The organism is Saccharopolyspora gloriosae, from assembly GCF_014203325.1.
Classification (GTDB): Bacteria; Actinomycetota; Actinomycetes; order Mycobacteriales; family Pseudonocardiaceae; genus Saccharopolyspora_C; species Saccharopolyspora_C gloriosae.
The window spans coordinates 4,121,586-4,139,903 of record NZ_JACHIV010000001.1; the positions used below are offsets into that span (position 1 = coordinate 4,121,586).

The 18,318-nt window shown below is 68.8% G+C and carries 18 protein-coding genes; 8 read left to right on the plus strand and 10 right to left on the minus strand.

All coding sequences use genetic code 11. The features are described from left to right. The first annotated feature begins 81 nt into the window (after positions 1–81). Entirely contained in the window at positions 82–1,260 is a 1,179-nt protein-coding gene (locus BJ969_RS18140) for a PucR family transcriptional regulator (protein WP_184480264.1), read from the plus strand. Between the two features lie 73 nt (positions 1,261–1,333). On the opposite strand, the gene BJ969_RS18145 is transcribed toward BJ969_RS18140, so the two are convergent. The 4 genes from BJ969_RS18145 to BJ969_RS18160 form a co-directional block, all read right to left on the minus strand. Beyond that, on the minus strand, positions 1,334–1,531 hold the full coding sequence (locus BJ969_RS18145; protein ID WP_184480266.1) for a DUF397 domain-containing protein: 198 nt from the start codon (positions 1,529–1,531) through the stop codon (positions 1,334–1,336). A 75-nt stretch (positions 1,532–1,606) separates the two neighbouring features. Then, positions 1,607–2,329: a creatininase family protein gene (locus BJ969_RS18150; protein ID WP_221316562.1), complete on the minus strand. Its 723-nt coding sequence runs from the start codon at positions 2,327–2,329 to the stop codon at positions 1,607–1,609. A 138-nt stretch (positions 2,330–2,467) separates the two neighbouring features. Then, positions 2,468–2,665: a DUF397 domain-containing protein gene (locus BJ969_RS18155; RefSeq protein ID WP_184480268.1), complete on the minus strand. Its 198-nt coding sequence runs from the start codon at positions 2,663–2,665 to the stop codon at positions 2,468–2,470. Between the two features lie 27 nt (positions 2,666–2,692). Continuing rightward, complete coding sequence (locus BJ969_RS18160; protein WP_221315871.1) at positions 2,693–3,556, minus strand: helix-turn-helix domain-containing protein; 864 nt, start codon at positions 3,554–3,556, stop codon at positions 2,693–2,695. A gap of 425 nt (positions 3,557–3,981) precedes the next feature. Between BJ969_RS18160 and BJ969_RS18165 the strand changes: the two genes are divergently transcribed. The 6 genes from BJ969_RS18165 to BJ969_RS18190 all read left to right on the plus strand — a co-directional run bounded on the left by BJ969_RS18165 (position 3,982) and on the right by BJ969_RS18190 (position 10,212). After that, positions 3,982–4,239 carry a hypothetical protein gene (locus BJ969_RS18165; RefSeq protein WP_184480273.1) on the plus strand — a complete coding sequence of 86 codons (258 nt, stop codon included), beginning with the start codon at positions 3,982–3,984 and terminating at the stop codon, positions 4,237–4,239. Beyond that, positions 4,239–4,652: a response regulator transcription factor gene (locus BJ969_RS18170; RefSeq protein WP_184480275.1), complete on the plus strand. Its 414-nt coding sequence runs from the start codon at positions 4,239–4,241 to the stop codon at positions 4,650–4,652. The genes BJ969_RS18165 and BJ969_RS18170 overlap by 1 nt, the downstream gene beginning before the upstream one ends. A 435-nt stretch (positions 4,653–5,087) precedes the next feature. Then, positions 5,088–6,323 carry an ATP-grasp domain-containing protein gene (locus tag BJ969_RS18175; RefSeq protein ID WP_184480277.1) on the plus strand — a complete coding sequence of 412 codons (1,236 nt, stop codon included), beginning with the start codon at positions 5,088–5,090 and terminating at the stop codon, positions 6,321–6,323. 30 nt (positions 6,324–6,353) lie between these two features. After that, positions 6,354–8,381, plus strand: coding sequence for a hypothetical protein (locus BJ969_RS18180; protein WP_184480279.1), 2,028 nt, complete (start codon positions 6,354–6,356; stop codon positions 8,379–8,381). A 183-nt stretch (positions 8,382–8,564) separates the two neighbouring features. Next, positions 8,565–8,984: a VOC family protein gene (locus BJ969_RS18185; protein ID WP_184480281.1), complete on the plus strand. Its 420-nt coding sequence runs from the start codon at positions 8,565–8,567 to the stop codon at positions 8,982–8,984. Between the two features lie 235 nt (positions 8,985–9,219). Then, positions 9,220–10,212 carry a PGAP1-like alpha/beta domain-containing protein gene (locus BJ969_RS18190; RefSeq protein WP_184480283.1) on the plus strand — a complete coding sequence of 331 codons (993 nt, stop codon included), beginning with the start codon at positions 9,220–9,222 and terminating at the stop codon, positions 10,210–10,212. A gap of 110 nt (positions 10,213–10,322) precedes the next feature. Here BJ969_RS18190 and BJ969_RS18195 read toward each other — a convergent pair whose 3' ends face one another. The 4 genes from BJ969_RS18195 to BJ969_RS18210 all read right to left on the minus strand — a co-directional run bounded on the left by BJ969_RS18195 (position 10,323) and on the right by BJ969_RS18210 (position 16,469). Next, entirely contained in the window at positions 10,323–12,707 is a 2,385-nt protein-coding gene (locus BJ969_RS18195) for a tetratricopeptide repeat protein (RefSeq protein ID WP_221315872.1), read from the minus strand. Between the two features lie 189 nt (positions 12,708–12,896). Next, a complete protein-coding gene (locus BJ969_RS18200; RefSeq protein ID WP_184480285.1) occupies positions 12,897–15,071 on the minus strand; it encodes a xanthine dehydrogenase family protein molybdopterin-binding subunit in 2,175 nt (724 codons plus the stop codon). Next, complete coding sequence (locus tag BJ969_RS18205) at positions 15,071–16,030, minus strand: FAD binding domain-containing protein (RefSeq protein ID WP_184480287.1); 960 nt, start codon at positions 16,028–16,030, stop codon at positions 15,071–15,073. The genes BJ969_RS18200 and BJ969_RS18205 overlap by 1 nt, the downstream gene beginning before the upstream one ends. Continuing rightward, entirely contained in the window at positions 16,017–16,469 is a 453-nt protein-coding gene (locus tag BJ969_RS18210; RefSeq protein ID WP_184480290.1) for a (2Fe-2S)-binding protein, read from the minus strand. The genes BJ969_RS18205 and BJ969_RS18210 overlap by 14 nt, the downstream gene beginning before the upstream one ends. Positions 16,470–16,687: 218 nt before the next feature. On the opposite strand from BJ969_RS18210, the gene BJ969_RS18215 reads away from it, so the two are divergent. After that, complete coding sequence (locus BJ969_RS18215) at positions 16,688–17,281, plus strand: TetR/AcrR family transcriptional regulator (protein ID WP_184480291.1); 594 nt, start codon at positions 16,688–16,690, stop codon at positions 17,279–17,281. A 6-nt stretch (positions 17,282–17,287) separates the two neighbouring features. On the opposite strand, the gene BJ969_RS18220 is transcribed toward BJ969_RS18215, so the two are convergent. Together BJ969_RS18220 and BJ969_RS18225 are read right to left on the minus strand one after the other, a co-directional pair. Then, positions 17,288–17,920, minus strand: coding sequence for an HAAS signaling domain-containing protein (locus BJ969_RS18220; RefSeq protein WP_184480293.1), 633 nt, complete (start codon positions 17,918–17,920; stop codon positions 17,288–17,290). Beyond that, positions 17,917–18,261 carry a PadR family transcriptional regulator gene (locus tag BJ969_RS18225; protein ID WP_184480295.1) on the minus strand — a complete coding sequence of 115 codons (345 nt, stop codon included), beginning with the start codon at positions 18,259–18,261 and terminating at the stop codon, positions 17,917–17,919. The genes BJ969_RS18220 and BJ969_RS18225 overlap by 4 nt, the downstream gene beginning before the upstream one ends. Positions 18,262–18,318: the final 57 nt, after the last annotated feature.

Below are 18,318 nucleotides of genomic sequence, written 5' to 3' on the forward strand. Positions count from 1 at the left end.
TTCGGTCCGGTGCCCGGTGACCAGCTCGTTCGTCCGGGAGACGCAGTAGGTTTGTCACCCGGTGATGAACAGGAGGCGCCCATGAGCACGTCCGAACGGGTCCAGGTGGTCGATCAGGTCCGGTCCCGGCTGTCCGACCTGACCGATGCGACCCTCGACGCGGTCCGCACCGCCGTGCCCGCGTACCGGGACGTGCGCGGCGATCAGCTCCGCGACGTCGAAGCGATCACCTCGTGGGTGCTGGTCCGGTTGCTGCGGGCGTGGGCGGAGGGCGGCGGTGTCCTCGACGACGCCGACCGCGGCCGGTTCCGCGGCATCGGCGCCGCGCGCGCCGAGGACGGCCGCCCGCTCACCGCCGTGCTGCGCGCCTACCGGGTGGCGGCGGTCGCCGCGACCGACCACCTGCGCGAGCTCGGCCGCGGCAGGCTCGACGTCGACGACGTGGCCGACCTCACCACGGTGCTGCTCACCGCGTTGGACGACCTGTCCGAATCCCTCATGGCCGGGTACGGGGCCGCGCGCGACCGCCTCGGCGCCGACCTCGACCGCGCCCGTCGCGACCTGTTGGACGACCTGCTCGTCGGCAGGCAGTCCTCCGCCGGAGCGCTCGCCGACCGCAGCCGCGAACTCGGCGTCGAACTCGCCCCGGAACCGTCGCTGCTCATCGTCGAATCGACCGATTCCGGTGCTGCCATCGAAGAATCCGCCGCCCACGACCTGTTCGCGGACGCCGCAGCCCGGCCGCTGCTCACCCTGCACGGACCGCGCGCGGTGCTGCTCCTGAACGTCCGCCCCGGTCCCGAACTGGACGAGGCGTGCCGAGAGCGGGAATGGCGCGGTTGCCTCATCGTCGGCCACCCGATCACGGCCGTCGCCGCGAGCCACCGCCTGGCCGCCCACGCGCTCGACACCGCCCCCGCCCACTCGTTCCGCGACCGCGCCCTGCTCGACGAGGGCGACGCCCGCTTCCTGAGCGTGCTCGCGGCCCGCCCCGACGCGGACCCCGCCGCCGTGGTCCGCGCGGTCCTCGGCCCGATCGCCGCCCCGTCCCAACGGCACCTGCTCGACGGCCTCGCCGCGTTCCTGGCGGCCGACACGGTCACCGACGCGGCGAACCGGCTGCACCTGCACCCGCAAACCCTGCGCTACCGCCTGCGCCGCGTCCGCGACCTCACCGGCCGCGACCCGCACGACCCGTGGCACCACCTCGTCCTCGCCGCCGCAGCACAACTCCACCGCCCGGACGGCCAGACCCGCTGACCACGAGCGAAGGCCTACCTCGTGATTCACGAGGTAGGCCTTGAAGAAACCGGTGCGAAGTTGGCAGCGGCGGTTACGCACCCCGCTGGATGTGCGTGAGGAACGCCGACCACTGCGATGCCCCGAGGACGAGGACGCCACCGTCACGATCCTTCGTGTCCCGTACCGCGCACGCCCCATCCGGCAACGTGGCGATCTCGACGCAGTTGCCCGAGTTCCCGGTGTAGCTGGAAACCCGCCACGACAGCTGCGGCAGCTCAGATCTGGTCATTTCTGCGACTCCGAACAAGGATCCTGCATAGCCCGGCCCCCACCATATCGATCAGCTCGACGGACCCGTCGTGCGTCAGCGCTCGTCGAGCGCTCGCAGGTGTTCGTCGCAGGCGGCGACAAGGCTGTCCAGCGCCAGTTCGCCCTTGGCTGCGGAGGCTGCGGACGGCTGCCCGATCACGCCATTGCCGCTGTATGCGTTCACTCCGGTGACCAGCAGGTGAGCTCGATCGTCAGCTCGGTGATCGGCGTCCTGGTATCCGTCGCCGACGAGCTCCGGGTGCGCGTGCAGGAGCAGCGATGTCTCGATCTCTCCGGCGTGCATGTCCTGATGGGCGTTCAAGACAGCACCGGCGGCGTCCCGTGCGCGCGTCCAGTCGTCGCGGCCGGGGAACAGCGCCACGCTCGGCTCGTCCACGTTGGCCTGCTGGGCGATGTTGGACAGCACGTAGTTGCCGCCGTGCCCGTTGACCAGGATCAGCTTCGTCACGCCGGACCTGCGCAGCGACGAGCGGATGTCGTCGACCATCGCGATCAAGGTGGCGGCGCTGATGCTGACCGTGCCGGGGAAGTCCTCGTGCTCGTGGGAGCAGGACACGGTGATCGGCGGCAGCAGGAACAGGTCGTAGTGCTCGGCGATGCGGTTCGCGATCAAGCAGGCGATCACGGTGTCGGTGATCAACGGCAGATGCCCGCCGTGCTGCTCGAAGCTGCCCACCGGCAACACCGCCACCCGAGCTCCACGAGCGGCTTCATCAGGCGAGGTCGCAGTGCTGAGCAGGTGCACGCCGGTCTCCATCGGGCTCGTCACGTCAACGTCGTCCGCAGGGTACGACTCAACCGGCGCCCGCGAAGCGCGCTCCACCGACGAGCGAAGGCCTACCTCGTGATTCACGAGGTAGGCCTTGAAGAAACCGGTGCAAGTTGGCAGCGGCGGTTACGCACTCTGCTGGATGTGCGTGAGGAACGCCGACCACTGCGATGCCCCGACGACGAGGACACCACCTTCGCGATCCTTCGTGTCCCGGACAGCGCACGCCCCGTCCGGCAAGGTGGCGATCTCGACGCAGTTGCCGGTGTTGCCGGTGTAGCTGGAAACCCGCCACGACAGCTGCCGCAGCTCAATCCTGGTCATGACAGCGACCCTCACAATGCTCTCGGTCTACCTGTACTGGGACTTCACCTTACCGATCAGCTCTCGCGACTGATCAGGCGTGAGAGCCACGTTACGGAGACGCCGGTAAGCATTTGCGTGAGCTTCAATGACAGCCGCCTCCTCCGGGTAGTTCGCACCAGCGATGTCCTCGACGTAGACCACGGCACCCGTCGATTCGAGCTGGAGCACCACGAACGCGCTCTTCGCCATGAATGCGCCATCTGTACCGGCAGACGGACTCGGGCGGAACGGCAGGATGCGGAGTTCCAGGTTCGGCAGCGCAACCAGCTCTTCAAGCAGTCCCAACTGCTGTCGCATGATCAAGTCATCACCGATCACTCTGTGCAGCGTCGCCTCGTGCAGGATGACGTCGACGTGCGGAGCGTCCGCTTTCATCAGGACGTCCCGTCGCCGAAGGCGAACTTCGACCTGGCTATCCAGCTCTTGCCGCGACGCGAACGGATATCCCGCAGTCAACACCGTTCGCGCATACTCCTCGCACTGCAAGATTCCCGCGATCAGCTCGTTCTCGTAGATCGTGAGTGCGGACGCTTCGGACTCCAGGACCAGGAAGCGACGGAACCAGTCGGGAACGTTGTCCCGGTAAGTGCCACGCCGACGCGGCGTAGGCACTGCCGCGAGCCGAAGTGCTTCCGCAGCTTGAGAATCGTTGGCTTGGTAGAGCTCTAGCAGCTTGCCGACCTCGTCCGATTTGATGCTTTGCCTGCCGTTCTCCATCTTCGAGATCTTCGCCGTCGAACAGCCCAAGTGATCGGCAGCCACCGCAGCGGTCAATCGCTGCGTCTCGCGGAGGCGCCGGAGCAAGATCCCGAGCTGGATCAGTACAACTTGCGGGTCCTTCGCCGACAAGATCGTCTCCTTCTCGCTCTGCCCGACGAGCCGCAACGACCGACTCGATCTGGGTTCACCCATCAAGGGCATAGGTTACTCGAAACTTTCGCGTTACTGTCTCGTTGTCAGTCGCCGCGATGTTCACGCTATCTCACTGAACGTGTTCCCCGGCGAGCACACCGTGCCAAATCCGCTCAGCGGCGCTGACTCGCTCTCCCCCGCCGGGCGGACCCCGACCGTTCGGCCGGGGTGCCCCGGCACCGGGCCGCTCCCCGGCTGGTGTCGGTGGCCGGGCCGTGTGACGTGCTCCCCCGAGCGTCACGGGCCAGCCCGGCCGCACGGCTCGTCTCCCGGTCGTGCGGCCGGGTCCGGCCGCATTCACCAGGCCCTGCAACGCGAATCGCATTCCGGCGGTCCGCGAATACCGGACAGAACGGCGTCTGATGACGACACGCGATTACGGACTTCCCTGCGCGTGGCACTACGACCACCGTCGCGGGATCACGCTGCGCTGGGGACGACCCGACGGCTTCTTCACCGTGCACGGCGGTGATCAGCGCGGCAAGCGCGGCGATCACGCGCTGCTCGACACCGTTCGGGTCACCCAGGCCTGGCAGGACGAACTCGACGTCGCCCACAAGGCGCGTGAGTGGGCGCGCGCCAACCCACCTCGAAAAGCCACGACAGGAGAACACCGGTGATGGATCGCGACCCCGACCGGCTCACCGCCCTCGACCTCACGGCGGAGCTGTCCGAGACCGAGCTGAAGATCGCCCGATCGCTGATCTGCGGAAGGTCCAACTCCGAGATCGGCGCCGAGATCGACCGAGCCGAGGACACCGTCAAAACCGCGCTGCGCAAGACGTTCCAGAAGACCGGCGCCACGACCCGAGCCGCGCTGGTGACCTGGATGTACGAGTCAGGGCACGTCATTCCCGGCGCCGAGGACTTCCCCGGCACGCCAGTGCGCCCTGCGGTCCTCGTTCGCGCCGCCGAACCGCTGTTGACGACGATCACCTCGGACGACCCCGCGCAGGTGCCCCGAATCCGGCGGCGGATCGTCGAAGCGCGCGGCGATCTGGCGAGGGCCATGGCCAGCCTCGGCAATCTCTGAGATGGACATCGGTCGCCGCCTTGCCTTGCGAGGCACTGACTTCGCTCGTCCCGAGCCGGTCCCGGCATCGGCGACTTGGGCCGCCGGGCCGACCGACGGCAAGTGGCACTGCGTCGAGCAGGACCGGTTCGGGTTCTTGCGGTGCTGGTGCGGTCATGACGTTCGCGGGCCGGTCCACCTGCGGCGCTTCAAGCCGCTCGACGGCTCCCGCGGCCGCACGATCTGCGCCGCGGGCGAAGCCGAAATCGCATCGGCCGCCGCGCCGAACCGCCTCTCCCCTGGACGCCTCCACTGGGACGAATGCCGCGCGTCAAGCACCTGGACGCACCGGCGCCAAGGGGTTCGTTCGCGAGGATTCGCCGGGGTCTTCGCGGGCTACGGTTGATTTCACGACGCCAACGAGAACCGAATACGCGACCGATGGAGGAACGGCCCATGCCCGAATCTGCCATCAAGGACCCGAACAAGGGTTACGTAGCGCTCCTCGGCTGGAGTCTCAACGCGGTGGAAGCCCTCGACCGGTTCGACCGGCGCTACGTCGTCGTGGCCCCGGACTGGATCGAGGAGTACTGCTCAGAACACGACATCCCGTACGTGAAGTGGAACTTCGAGCGGCTCAACGACCGTTCCATGGAGATCGCGGAGATCCTGCAGGAGGAGGGCGTGGACGTCGCGATCCCGCTGTTCGAGGAGACCGTGGAGTGGGCGGGCGCGATCAACTCCGTCCTGCTGAGCAACCCTCGCCTGCTGGGCCAGTCGATGCTGTTGCGGGACAAGGCCTTGATGAAGCGCCGGGCGCAGCTGGGCGGCATCCGGGTCGGGATCTTCGAGGAGGCCCACGACCGGGACGACGTGATCCGGTTCCTCAAGCGGGTCAACCAGACGCTGCTCAAGCTCGACGGGGACCCGAACGATCCGATCCACGTCAAGGCGTTCGACAAGGCCGGGTGCCTCGGGCACCGCGTGATCCGCACGCCCGACGAGATCGACGCGATCCCCGACGAGGAGTTCCCGGTGCTGATGGAATCGCACCTGGACGGCTGGGAATTCGCCGTCGAGGCGTGGATTCACAACGGGAAGATCATGTTCCTGAACATCTCCGAGTACGTGACGCTCGGATACTCGGTGTTCGTCCCGGCGACCCCGGCCCTGGAACGGTACCGGCCGCAGATCACCGAGCAGATCGAGAAGCTCATCAAGACCTTCGACATCGATTTCGGTTTCGTGCACCCCGAGTACTTCGTCACCAGCGACGGCGAGATGTACTTCGGCGAGGTCGCCTACCGGCCACCGGGGTTCAAGGTGTTCGAGCTGCTGGAACGGGCCTACGGGTTCAACGCCTACCAGGGCTTGGCGCTGGCCTTCGACCCGAAGACGACCGAGGAGGAGATCGAGGCGTTCTTCCCGCGCGAAGTCGTCGACGCCACCGGGGTGGCGGGCTGCTTCGGCGGGTACCCGCGCCGCCGGGTCGTCAGCGAACTGCAAGTCCCGGAGGAGACCGAGGACGACGACTACTATGAGTCGCACGACCTCTCGGCCCCGCAGGAGGAAACGGTGACGAAGCGGACCGCGTTCGGCACCCACTGGGGCCTGGTGTACTTCTTCGGTGACGACCCCCACCGGATGCGCGACCTGTTGAAGCGGCAGGAAGAGCTCGACTTCTACGTCTGAGGGCGCAGGAGAACCAACCGAGGGAAGCCCTTGAAACCGACCGTCGACGTCACGGGTGCGGCCACGACGCTGGACAAGCGCGTGGTCTCGCTCGACGACGCCATCCGGGCCATGGCCGAGACCCGCGATTTCGGCAAGCACGCGAAGCTGCGGCGAGTGCTGGAGGCGCTGCGCCGCGTCCTGCGCCTGCCCGGCGGGCCCGCGGCGGTCCAGGCCAGGGCGCAGGCGCTGGAAGAAGCGGGCCTGTTCGGCGGGACCGACTGGGCATCGCCGGAGATCCTCATCCCGTCGCTGGCCGGGCCGGGCCTGCGCTGCGGCGACGCGGACACGGTGGTGATGGAGGCGACCAGCGAGCTGCGGCTGCTCGCCGTCGCGCGCGGCGAATTCGAGCACCCGACGCTCGCCGCCGACGACGCGCACCAGTTCCTGTCGCAGGTGCTCGCGATGAACCTGGAGCTGCTGTTCACCCCGCCGAACGAGGCGGAGCGCAACGCGCAAGGCCGGAACGCGCAGCTGATCCGCGACCTGTTCCGGCACCTCGCCGACGGCGTCGGCTACGACGTCGTGCTGGACCGGCTCGTCGACGAGATCTGGCGGATCCTGCGCCAGCGACCGATCCAGGTCGACCAGGTGCAGTCCCTGATCACCCGGATCGCCGTCTACCGCGGTGACCCGGACGTCGACCTGGGCGCGTCGACCGGCCAAGGGCTCGACCGGCTGATCACCAGCCTGTTCGGGACGACCGAGGCGTGCCGGGACGACCCGGGCGTCGAGGTGTTCCGCTCCCGGCTGGAAGCGATGGACACCAGCGCGCTGCAGTACGAGGCCAGCGGTTTCGCGCGCGCCATGCACGACACCGGCCTGGTGTCGCCGTACCACGCCGAGCTGCTGCGGTTCCTGCTGCACGAGAGCGACTACCTCGTCGGCGAGGCCCTCGGCTTGTCCGACACCGGGCGCAACTGCCACCTGCGCTACCGCGACGTGGTGCACCGGCTGGTGGAGGAAGCGGTGCACCCGCAGACCGCGCAGTGCGTCTACGGGCTCGCGCTGCTGCTCGACCGCGGCGTGCTGCACGAACCACCGGTGGTTCCGGCGCTGTGGCGCCAGCTCGCGCTGGAACTCTCCCCCGTGGCGCGGGAACGGCTGGTGGCCGTGTTCGGCGACCAGCCGAGCCCGGAGGCGCGGTTGACCGCCGGCGTGCTGTCGATGCTGGGCCAGCCGCTCGGCGTCGGGCAGGGTGACAACCCGACCTGCCAATCGGCCCGCGCGCTGTCGATGTGGGCCTACAACGACCCGGACTACCTGCTGCAGATCGTGGTCTGGGCGGCGCGCGACGACGAGATCATCGTGCACTTCGAGGGGCAGCCGATCTCCTCGAAGGACAGCGCCTCCGGAGTCGCCACCGCGCTGCCCTCGGACCTCGACCCCGTGTCGTCCGTCGTCGTCCCCCACCTGGACCGGATCTACGCCGAGATGGGCCGCCGCTGCGCGGACCGCCCCGGCGACCCGCACCGGTGGGTCAACCCCGAGTTCCACGGCTGGTGGGCCGGGCGCGGATTCTGGATCAACGTGGACGTCGCGACCGGGAACCTCATCGACCTCGACGAGTTCCTGCGGCGCTTCCACGCCGGTTACCACCCCGACTACAACGGCGGGCGACCGCTGATCCACCCGCAACCCGCCGGGATCGCCGTCACCGACAGCGCGGCCCGCTACGTCGGCTGGCACGCGATCACCATCCTGCGCGTCGCGCCGGATCCGCAGGACGTCGTGCGGGTGTACTTCTTCAACCCCAACAACGACAGCGGGCAGGACTGGGGCGACGGCGTCGTCGTCTCCACCGCGGGCAACGGGGAACGGTTCGGCGAGGCGTCGCTGCCGTTCGACCAGTTCGCCTCACGGGTCTACATCTTCCACGTCGACCCGCTCGAACGCGGCGAACCGGAGCGGGTTCCCTCGGCGGACGTCGCCCGGATCATCGGCTACCTGGAGCGCAGCTGGGGCCGAGACCGGCTCTCACCGGGCACCTTGCAAGCCGCGGAGGCCCCGCAGAGCTGAGCCCCAAAAGGGTCCACTGTGGATGATCCCGATGGTCGTGTCCGTGTCGGCGCGATCGACGCCGGAGATCGCAATGGCGGAGGGATCGGCCACTTGCGCGCACGCCCGCTCGACCGCTGAGCGCGGATCGGCGCGAGAACGCCCCGGTCGGCGCAGGTGACCGGCGGGGACGACACTGATCGCATGCGACAACGAGTCAGCATGATCACGCTCGGCGTGGCGGACCTGGATCGCGCGCGGCGCTTCTACGCCGCGCTCGGATGGCGCCCCTCTGCCGCGCCGAGCGACGACATCACCTTCTTCCAAGCCGGGGACATGGTCCTCGCGCTGTGGGATCGCACCCGGCTCGCCGAGGACAGCGCCGTCGAGGACGCGCCCGGCTGGGGCGGGGTCACCTTGGCGCTCAACCTCGGCTCCCGCGAGGAAGTGGACACGGCGATCGACGAGGCCCGCCGCGCCGGAGCCACCATCGGCCGCGAACCTGCGGAGACCTCCTGGGGCGGCTACAGCTCGATCTTCCTCGATCCGGAAGGCCATCCCTGGGAGGTCGCGTACAACCCCTACTGGCCCCTCACGGAAAACGGCGGAGTGAAGCTGCCGTGACGGCAAGCGAGAACGCGTAGCGCAGCCCCGGAAAGCCGTGGGCACCGAGGAATTCGTTGGCCTGAAAGAGAGTTGGCTCTCGCCGCGGCCACCTGGTGCTGCCCCGGAGCCGCGGATCGGAACTCCGGAAATCCGCCCATGGCACGAGCCGATCCTGCTAGCGTGTCGGCCGCGCGCGGATCGACTCGAAAGTCGATCAGCCGCAATTCACTGGGGAACTGAGGGGTTGGCAACAGTGTTCGACAAATCATCGCGCTTCATCGCCGTCGTGTCCTCGACCGCGCTGATCGCGCTCGCCGGGCCCGCCGCCGGCGCACAGGCCGCTGAAGGCGGCGAAGCTAAGGGCGCCAAGGACGTTCCCGTCTACTTCGTGCACGGCTACGGCTACGAGGACTACGACGGGGACGGGAAGGAAGAGAAGGGCAAGGACTGCTCCAAGACGTGGGGTTCCGCGCTGGACTACTTCAAGGAACAGGGCTGGGACGAGGACAAGCTCATCACCGTGGGCTACTACCCGGACGACAAGTGCGACGTGGACATCAATCCCGCCGACGAGTCCGACGCGACCCGCGACACCAAGATCCAGTACGTCGCCCAGGACCTGGCCGCCTACATCAAGAAGAAGCACGGCGACCAACCGGTCAACATCGTGGCCCACTCGATGGGCGGGCTGATCACGCGCACCGCGATGTTCGGCCACGAGCACTGGGGCGAGCAGAAGTTCCCGAAGATCAACGTCGATCAGATCGTCACCCTCGGCACACCGCACAAGGGCGTGATCTGCAAGGGCTCGTGCACCGGCACGACCCAGTGGCAGCAGATGGACCCCGGCTCCAAGTTCATCGAGGTGCTGCACGACTACAAGCTGACCGATGACTGGGCGAAATCGACGGACTGGAGCTTCGTCGGCTCCAACCAGGACGAGACGGTCAACGGGAACTCGGCCATCGACCTGGACCACCACGCCGACCACAAATACCGGTACTGGGACGGCAACCGGGCGCCGTCCAACGACGCCTGCAAGGGCCAGGAGCCGCTGGTCACGCACTGCGGCATCCGCACGCTCAAGAACAACGGCGAGAACCCCGACGGCGATCCCGGCGACGCCGACGGCGACTACAACCTCAACTACTGGAACGCCGACGACGGCAAGCGCCACGAGACCCGCAGCGGATGGGCTCCGCTGAAGACCGCGGCCCTCGCCATCTCGCGGGGCGACGACGCCTAGTTGCACGCCCCCGGCAGCGACGCGGCGGCCCATCCGGCATCACCGGATGGGCCGCCGCGCTGTTCGACGTCAGCGGTCGAGCGCCCGCTCCCCGTCCTCGCGCAGGGCAGTCACTTTCCAGATTCGTTCACATCACCGGCATCACCCTGCCAGCGGGCCAGGTCGTCGCGCGTGCGCCGCGTGTCGGGGTGCTCAGAACCGAGCACCCGGAGCCGATCAGCGAGCAGAGTTGCGAACCCGTCGACCGCACCCGCCGCATCACCGGCTTCACCGCGCCAATGGGCCAGGCTGTGCCGAGTGGACAAGATGGAGGGGTGATCCGGACTGAGTACCCGGCTCTGGTCGGACAACACGTCCTGAAGTTCTGCGACCGCACCCTTCGCGTCCCCGACTCGACCTCGCCAGTAGGCAAGGTTGTGCCTGGTGATCAGGACGTCCGGATGACTCGGACCGAGCACGCTGGACTCATCGGCGTACAGTTCCTGAAATTCCGCGACCGCACCGGCGGCGTCACCGGATTTCCCGCGCCAGTAAGCAACATCGTTGCGAGTCATCAGAGTCCTCGGGTGATACGGGCCGAGCACGCGAAATTGATCGACCAGCAATTCTTCGAGCTTCGCGATCGCGTCCATCACATCGCCGACCTTGCCTAGCTGGTTGGCCAAGGTACGGCGGGTGGAAAGGGTGTTGAAGTGGTCCGAGCCGAGCGACCTGCATTCATCGGCCAGCAGGCCCTCGATGTCGACGATCGCCGCGCCTCCTTCCTCCGTACTGCCCTTCAAATAGGCCAAGTTGTGACGAGTGGTCAGAGTATCGATGTGCTCCTGGCCGAGCCGTTCGGTGCTCTCTGCGAGCAATTGTTCGTACTCGGCGACCGCCTTCGCCACATCGCCGACCGCCTCCCGAAAGCGGGCCAGCTCGTGGCGAGTGTAGAGAGTGTCGATGTGGCCGACACCGAGCACTCGGGATCGATCGGTAAGGAGGTCCTCGAGTTCCCCGACAGCCCCTGCCGTATCTCCGGATTCACCGTGCCAGCAGGCGAGGTTATGGCGGATGGCCAGGGTGTCCGGATGATCCGGGCCGAGCCGCTGCATAGCGTGAGATCGGAGGGCTGTGAAGTACTCGGCGGCTTCGGTGACGCGTCCTGCCGCGCCTCTGCTGTTGCCGGCGCGGGAGAGCACGGGGTGCCAGAGCCGGGTTCGCCGGTGGAGCGTGTCGGTGTTCGTGCGCAGGACCTGTCCGTATTCGGTGTCGCGTTCGATCTGCGGCCATGCGCTCATGAGAGCGTCGGCGGCGGCGTGGGCAACGATGGCGAGCTGTTCGTCTCCGAGCCGATCACGGGTGGATCGCTGGACGAGTTCGTGGATTCGAACGCTGCGATGGGGGTCGTCGGAGTCGACGATGACCAAGCTGAGGCGATTGAGGCCGTGCAAGGCCTCCCGTACGTCCTCAGCCTCGACCGGCTCTGCAGCACCGAGCCTGGTAGCGAGATGCTCCAGGACCGCCGGAGCGGTCAAGACCGCATCGGGGATGCCATTGGGATCGAGTACGGCGGCGAGCTCCAGCACGGGCAACGCCAGCCCGGCGGGCGCCAGTTGGTCGGCCAGTTCCATCGAGAGCGACCACGTGGCGGCCAGTGTGGCACGGTGGTCGTCGGGCAGGCTCTCCGGCTCGGGCACTACTTCGTGCAGTCGTCTGCGTTGATCCACGAACCGTTGCAGGTATGCGGCGCAGGTCAGCTTCCGGTCGGTGAGGTAGGCAGCGGCCTGAGCCAACGCGACGGGGAGATACCCGAGCTCGGCCGCAAGTTCGGCGGCGCCGTCGGCCGACGCCGAGCTGTCAGCCAGCTTGGTACGCAGGTAGGCGGTTGCTTCGACCGCGGTGAACGTGCCGACTTCGATCAGGTGGCCGCGACGGGTGAGGGCGGCATCTCGGCGACGAGTGGTCACGACCACGCGTCCGGTCAGCTGTCGCGGTGGCCACAGCCCACGCAGGTCACTCGGCTTCTGCACGTCGTCGAGAACGATCAGCCATCGACGGTCGGTGGCAGCCAACCACTCCAGGAAACGGTCGCTCGCTTCCTGGTCGTCCCGTTCGCCAGCGCTCTGACCGATCTTCACCGCCGCCGTGGCATAGCTCGACACGATCGCTTCCTGCGCCGCCGCCGTAATCCACACCAGCAGGTCGACCTGTCCGGTATCCCACATCAGACGTGCGAACTCAGCCACGAGCTGCGTCTTGCCCGCACCACCCATCCCAGCGAGCACCGCCGTACTCCCGGCACCAATGGCATCGGCCAACGGAGCGCTCAGATCGCGCTCCTGAAAGCGGTCGGCACCCAGCGGCACCACCCCGACCCGGCACGGCCACCGCACTTCCGGTGCGTGGTGATGATGCACTCCTCCCACGTAGGCATCACCGTGAACGCTCGCGGCTTGAACGGCATTTCGGACCGCACCGCTGATTTCGTTGGAGGTGCCCAAGGGCTCAGCCATGTGATCAGTATGACAACTCCGACAAAGCGCCACCTTAGGATTTCCTGGACGAGGCCTGAGTTCCGCGTCCCTGATCCAAAGACCTTCGGGAGAAGACTCCAACCTGCTTACGTGGCTCGGGCACCTGTTGAGGCTGCGGGCAACGCCCCGGCCCGGTGGGGCGCCGACGGATCGGCGCCCCAGCGGTGCTCAGTCCTCCAGCAGGTCCTCGATGGTGATCGGGATGTGGCGGATTCGGGTGCCGGTGGCGTTGAAGATCGCGTTGGCCACCGCGGCGGCCATGCCGACCGCGCCGATCTCGCCGACTCCGCGCGCGCCGACCGGGTTGTGCAGGGTGTCGGGGTGCTCGACGAAGTGCACGTCGATGTCGGGGATGTCCGCGTGCACCGGCAGCAGGTAGCCGGCGAAGTCGCCGTTGGCGATGCGGCCGTTCGGTTCGACCTCCATGCCCTCGTGCAGCGCCGCCGACACGCCCCAGATCATGCCGCCGCTGAGCTGGCTGCGGGCGGCCTTCTCGTTGATGATGCGGCCCGCGTCGAACACGCCGAGCAGCCGCGACACCCGCGCCTCCCGGGTCCAGCGGTGCACCCGGACCTCGCAGAACTGGGCGCCGAACGAGCTGAACGAGTGCTTCGTCAGCTCCTCCCCCGGCGCCGAGGACCCGGTGGCCGATAGGGAATCCCGGCCCACGGCCCGCAGCAGCTCGTCGAACGGCATGCTCCGGCCGTCGGCGAACAGGTGCCCGTCGGCGTAGGTGACCTCGGCTCCGTCGAACGGTGCGCCCGGCTCGGCCGCCAGCTCCAGCAGGGAGTCGAGCACCGCGGAGGCGGCGACCATCACGGCCGAACCCGCGCTGGCGGTGGCCGTGGAACCACCGGACATGCCGCCCGGCGGCAGCGACGAGTCACCCAGCCGCGGCGTGACCCGCTCCGGCGCGATGTCCAGCGTTTCGGCGCCCACCAGCGACAGCACGGTCAGCAGGCCGGTGCCCGGGTCCGCGCCGCTGGTGGCGACCTCGGCCCCGCCGTCCGCCCCGAGCGTGACCCGCACCGAGGCGGGGAAGCGCAGCGCGGGGAACATGGCGGTGGCCGTGCCGACCCCGACCAGCCAGTCGCCGTCGGTGCGCCCGGCCGGGGTGCGCTGGTCCCAGCCGAAGCGCTGCGCGCCGATCCGGAAGCAGTCGTCGAGGTACTTGCTCGACCACTGGAGGTCTTTTCCGGGCGGTGCCAGCGAATTGTTCCGCAGCCGCAGCTCGATCGGGTCCATCTCCAGCTTCACCGCGAGCTCGTCGATCGCGCTCTCCAGCGCGAACGAGCCGGGCGCCTCACCGGGGGCGCGCATGAACGTCGTCGGCGGCAGGTTCAGCGGCACCATCTTCTGCCGCAGCGACAGGTTCGGCGTGGCGTACCACTCGCGCGAGGTGCCGTGCGAAGTCGGCTCCACGAACGAGCGATCCGCGCCGGTGCTGCACCACGAGTCGTGGCGCACCGCGGTGAGCGTGCCGTCCACCTCGGCGCCGAGCGAGACCTCCTGCACCGTGGCCGCGCGGCCCGCGGTCGCGGTGAACACCTGCTCGCGGGTCAGCGACGCCTTCACCGGCCTGCCGAGCTCCCTGGCCGCTGCCGCCGCCAGGAACGCGGGCGCGGAGGTGCGGCCCTTGCCGCCGAACGCGCCCCCGACGTACGGGTTCACCGCGTGCACCTGGGACGGGTCCAGCCGCAGCGCCATCGCCAGCTCCGCGGCCTGCATGTCCGAACCCTGGCTTCCACTGTGGACGGTCAGACCCTCGGAGTCCCACCGGGCGACGGCGGAGTGCGGTTCCATCGGGGCGTGGTTCTGCGGTGCCGTCGAATAGGTCTCCGCGACCACCACCGCGCTGGCCGCCAGCGCGTCCTCGATGGACTCGACGCCGTCGGCGAGGATGTCCAGCGAGGGGCCGCCGCCGTGGTCGGAGGAAGGCGCGTCCTCGGCGCCCGCGAGGCCCTCCTCCAGCGAGGTCAGCGCGGGCCGCTCGTGGTAGGCGACCTCGACCAGCATCGCCGCGTCGCGGGCCTGCTCGAAGGTCTCGGCGACCACGAAGCCGATCGGCTGCCCGTAGTAGGCGACTTCCTTGTCCTGCAGCGGAACCCACGTGTCGCCGAACGCCGGGAGCGTGGGCGTGGCCAGCTCCAGCGGGTCGAACGGCGAATACGCCCCGAGCACGCCGGGCGCGGCGCGGACCGCGGTGAGGTCCATCGACGCGATCTCGCCGTGCGCGATGGTGCTGAGCACGAGATATCCGTAGGCCATGCCGGGGAAGTTGTGGTCCACCCCGTACTTGGCGCGACCGGTGGCCTTCACCGGCCCGTCGAGTCGGCTGGGCATCAGCGGCTCCCCTCGGTCAGTTCGAGCAGCGCGCGGATCACGGTCCGCTTCAGCAGGGCCGGCTTGAAGCCGTTCGCGCCGCGCGTCCGGGCACCGTCGGCGGCCACGTCGGCGGCGCGCTCGAAGGACTCCTCGGTCGTGGGCAGCCCGCGCAGCGCCTCCTCGACGGCGTGCAGCCGCCACGGGACGGTGGCCACCCCGCCGACCGCCACCCTGGCGTCGGCGATGCGGTCGTCGCGCACGTCCAGCGCGACGGCGGCCGAGCTCAGCGCGAACTCGTAGGACTGCCGGTCCCGCACCTTCACGTAGGTGGAGTTCGCCGCCCAGTCCAGGCGCGGGACCACCACCTCGGTGATCAGCTCGCCCGGCCGCAGGTCGTTCTCGACCTCGGGGGTGTCGCCCGGCAGCCGGTAGAACTCGGCGAGCGACACCGTCCGGGAACCGTCGGCGCCCAGCAGCCGCACCTCGGCGTCGAGCGCGGTGAACGCGACCGCGACGTCGCTGGCGTGGGTGGCCGCGCAGGAGTCGCTGGTGCCGAGCACCGCGTGCATCCGGCCCGCGCCCTCCATCGCCGGGCAGCCGCTGCCGGGTTCGCGCTTGTTGCAGGGCATCGCGACGTCGCGGAAGTACGTGCACCGGGTCCGCTGCAGCAGGTTCCCGCCGATGCTGGCCATGTTGCGCAACTGCTGGGAGGCGCTCAGCAGCAGGGCCTGCGAGATCATCGGGTAGACGTCCGGGTGTGCGGCGATGTCGCCCATCCGCTCCAGCGCGCCGATCCGCAGCCCGTCCTCGGAATCGAGGCCGCGCAGCGGCAGCTCGTTGATGTCCAGCACCCGCTGCGGGGTGAGGACGTTGAGCTTCATCAGGTCGACCAGCGTCGTGCCGCCGGCCAGGTAGGTCGCCGGTTCCGCGGTGGCCGCTGCGACCGAATCAGGGGTGTCGAGCTCAAAGGGTCGCATCGGTGCGCCTCGCTTGGTCGATCGCGGCGATGATGTTCGGGTAGGCCGAGCAGCGGCACAGGTTGCCGGACATGAACTCGCGGACGTCGTCGACGTCCTGCTCGATCGCGGCGCTGGCCGACATGAGCTGCCCGGAGGTGCAGAAACCGCACTGCATGGCGTCCTGGTCGACGAACGCCTGCTGCAACGGCGTCAGCTCCTCGCCCTCCGCCAGGCCCTCCACCGTGGTCACCGGTTCTTTCACGGTGGCCGCCAGGGTGAGGCAGGAGAGCACGGGCCGGCCGCCGACGTGCACGGTGCACGCACCGCACTGGCCGCGGTCGCAGCCCTTCTTCGGCCCGGTGATGTCGAGCCGTTCGCGCAGCGCGTCCAGCAGCGTCACGCCGGGTTCGGCGTCGAGCTGCTCAGCGCTGCCGTTGACTTCTAGTGAGATGTGCAATGGAACTCTTCTCCGCTGGAATTCCGCACCGGAGCAGGGCGGCATGATGTGGTGGGGGTGGTGGCCACGTCGAGCACGACGCCACGCCGGGAACCGGATAAAAATCCGCTGTCCTCATCGAAGCTAGCGGATTAGTATCCGCTCGGCAAACGACGCTGTTCCGGTCGATTCATGCAGTTCCGGAGGCTCTCGGCAGCAGAGCGGACGAAGGAGGAGCGATGGGGACGGGCGCGGTGAACCACCGGCGCGCGGACACGCGGCGCAACCACGAGCTCATCGTCGCGGCGGCGGCGGAATCGCTGTCGAGCTCCGGCGAAGTGTCGTACAACGCCATCGCGAAGCGGGCCGGAGTCGGCGTCGGCACCGTCTACCGCCACTTCCCCGCTCCGCAGGACCTCATCCTCGCGGTCTACGAGCGGGAAGTGCGGCACCTGGTCGAAGTGGTGCCCAGCCTGCTGGAGTCGCACCGCCCCGAAGAGGCGTTCCGGGTGTGGACGACGGACCACCTGGCGCACTACATGATGACCAAGCGCGGCCTCGCGAACGCGCTCAGCGCCGCGACCGCCGCCCGCGGCGAACTCCCCAAGAGCGCGCACCAGGCGATGGTCGGCTCGCTGGCGACCCTGCTCGCCGCCAACGCCGAAGTGGGCGCGGTGCGCGCGGACCTCGATCCGGAGACGGTGCTGCGCGGCCTCGGCGGCCTGCTGTTCCTCGACCAGCACGGCCCCTGGCGCGCCCAGACCGAAAAGCTCATCGACCTGCTCTGGCGCGGCATGTCCACCTGCCCCCCGCGCGAGGACGACGCCGAGTAGCCGCCGTCAGGCTCGCGCGGCGAACCAGAGCTTGGCGATGGCGACGACGTAGAGCAGGCCGACGATGCCGTGGACGATGAACGCGGCGATGTTGAGCTCGAAGTTGGACCCGGTGGGCAGCAGGCAGAGCTCGGAGATGAGCAAGGCGACGGGCCAGGACGCGATCAGCACCGCCTTCTGCCGCTTCGACCAGGACCGGTTGAAGACCGCGAGCGCGGAACCACCGGCCCAGGCCACGAACGAGAGCACGAAGGCCGCTGCCGCCGTGGCACCGGTGATCTCCCAGTCGGGGTTCTCGTCGAACCCGGCCGACAGCCCGATGAGCCCGCCGACGAGGAAGGTGAGCGCCGCCGCGCCCGCCAGCATCGCGCAGGCCAGCGCGGCGGCGAGCACCGAGCCCAGCCGGGCGGATCGCGCGCGTTCCGGCTCGACGCCCGCCTCCGCGGCGACCTGCTCGGGCGTGCCCATCCGAGCGAGCGCGTCGTCGACGGTCGCGGCGTCCGCGTCCGGGGGCACGCTCGCGTCGAAGTGCTCGTGCACCCCGGCGATCACGTCCCGGCGCACGGACACGGGAGCGTGCCGCAGCAGGTCGTTGAGCTCTTCCAGGTAGATGTGCACGCGAGGGTGGGTCTTGGTCACGATCGTTCTCCTGTCATGGCGGAATCGACGGCGCTGCGGAAGGCAGGCCAGGTGGATCGGAAGGTCTCCAGTGCCGTTTTGCCCTCTGCGGTGAGCGCGTAGTAGCGGCGCGGCGGACCGGTCGCGGACTTCACTTGGCTGGTCTCCACGAGCCCTTGCCGCCGGAGGCGGGCCAGCAGCGGGTAGAGCGTTCCCTCGCTCTGCAGCAGGACGTCGTGCGCACCGAGCCTGCGCGCGATGTCGAGGCCGTACAACGGCTCGACGTCGATCATCGCGAGGATGCAGTACTCCAGCACACCCCGCCGGAGGTGGGTGAGAACGGCGCTGTCATCCGGAACCATGCCACGCAACATACCGGCAAGATCAGCACCGCGCAAAGCAGGCCGCCCGCACCGCCG

Coding starts and splice junctions, on each gene's coding strand:
- BJ969_RS18140 (WP_184480264.1), top strand. CDS start 82: ATGAGCACGTCCGAACGGGTCCAGGTGGTCGATCAGGTCCGGTCCCGG.
- BJ969_RS18145 (WP_184480266.1), bottom strand. CDS start 1,531: ATGACCAGATCTGAGCTGCCGCAGCTGTCGTGGCGGGTTTCCAGCTAC.
- BJ969_RS18150 (WP_221316562.1), bottom strand. CDS start 2,329: ATGGAGACCGGCGTGCACCTGCTCAGCACTGCGACCTCGCCTGATGAA.
- BJ969_RS18155 (WP_184480268.1), bottom strand. CDS start 2,665: ATGACCAGGATTGAGCTGCGGCAGCTGTCGTGGCGGGTTTCCAGCTAC.
- BJ969_RS18165 (WP_184480273.1), top strand. CDS start 3,982: ATGACGACACGCGATTACGGACTTCCCTGCGCGTGGCACTACGACCAC.
- BJ969_RS18170 (WP_184480275.1), top strand. CDS start 4,239: ATGGATCGCGACCCCGACCGGCTCACCGCCCTCGACCTCACGGCGGAG.
- BJ969_RS18175 (WP_184480277.1), top strand. CDS start 5,088: ATGCCCGAATCTGCCATCAAGGACCCGAACAAGGGTTACGTAGCGCTC.
- BJ969_RS18185 (WP_184480281.1), top strand. CDS start 8,565: ATGCGACAACGAGTCAGCATGATCACGCTCGGCGTGGCGGACCTGGAT.
- BJ969_RS18195 (WP_221315872.1), bottom strand. CDS start 12,707: ATGGCTGAGCCCTTGGGCACCTCCAACGAAATCAGCGGTGCGGTCCGA.
- BJ969_RS18200 (WP_184480285.1), bottom strand. CDS start 15,071: ATGCCCAGCCGACTCGACGGGCCGGTGAAGGCCACCGGTCGCGCCAAG.
- BJ969_RS18205 (WP_184480287.1), bottom strand. CDS start 16,030: ATGCGACCCTTTGAGCTCGACACCCCTGATTCGGTCGCAGCGGCCACC.
- BJ969_RS18215 (WP_184480291.1), top strand. CDS start 16,688: ATGGGGACGGGCGCGGTGAACCACCGGCGCGCGGACACGCGGCGCAAC.
- BJ969_RS18225 (WP_184480295.1), bottom strand. CDS start 18,261: ATGGTTCCGGATGACAGCGCCGTTCTCACCCACCTCCGGCGGGGTGTG.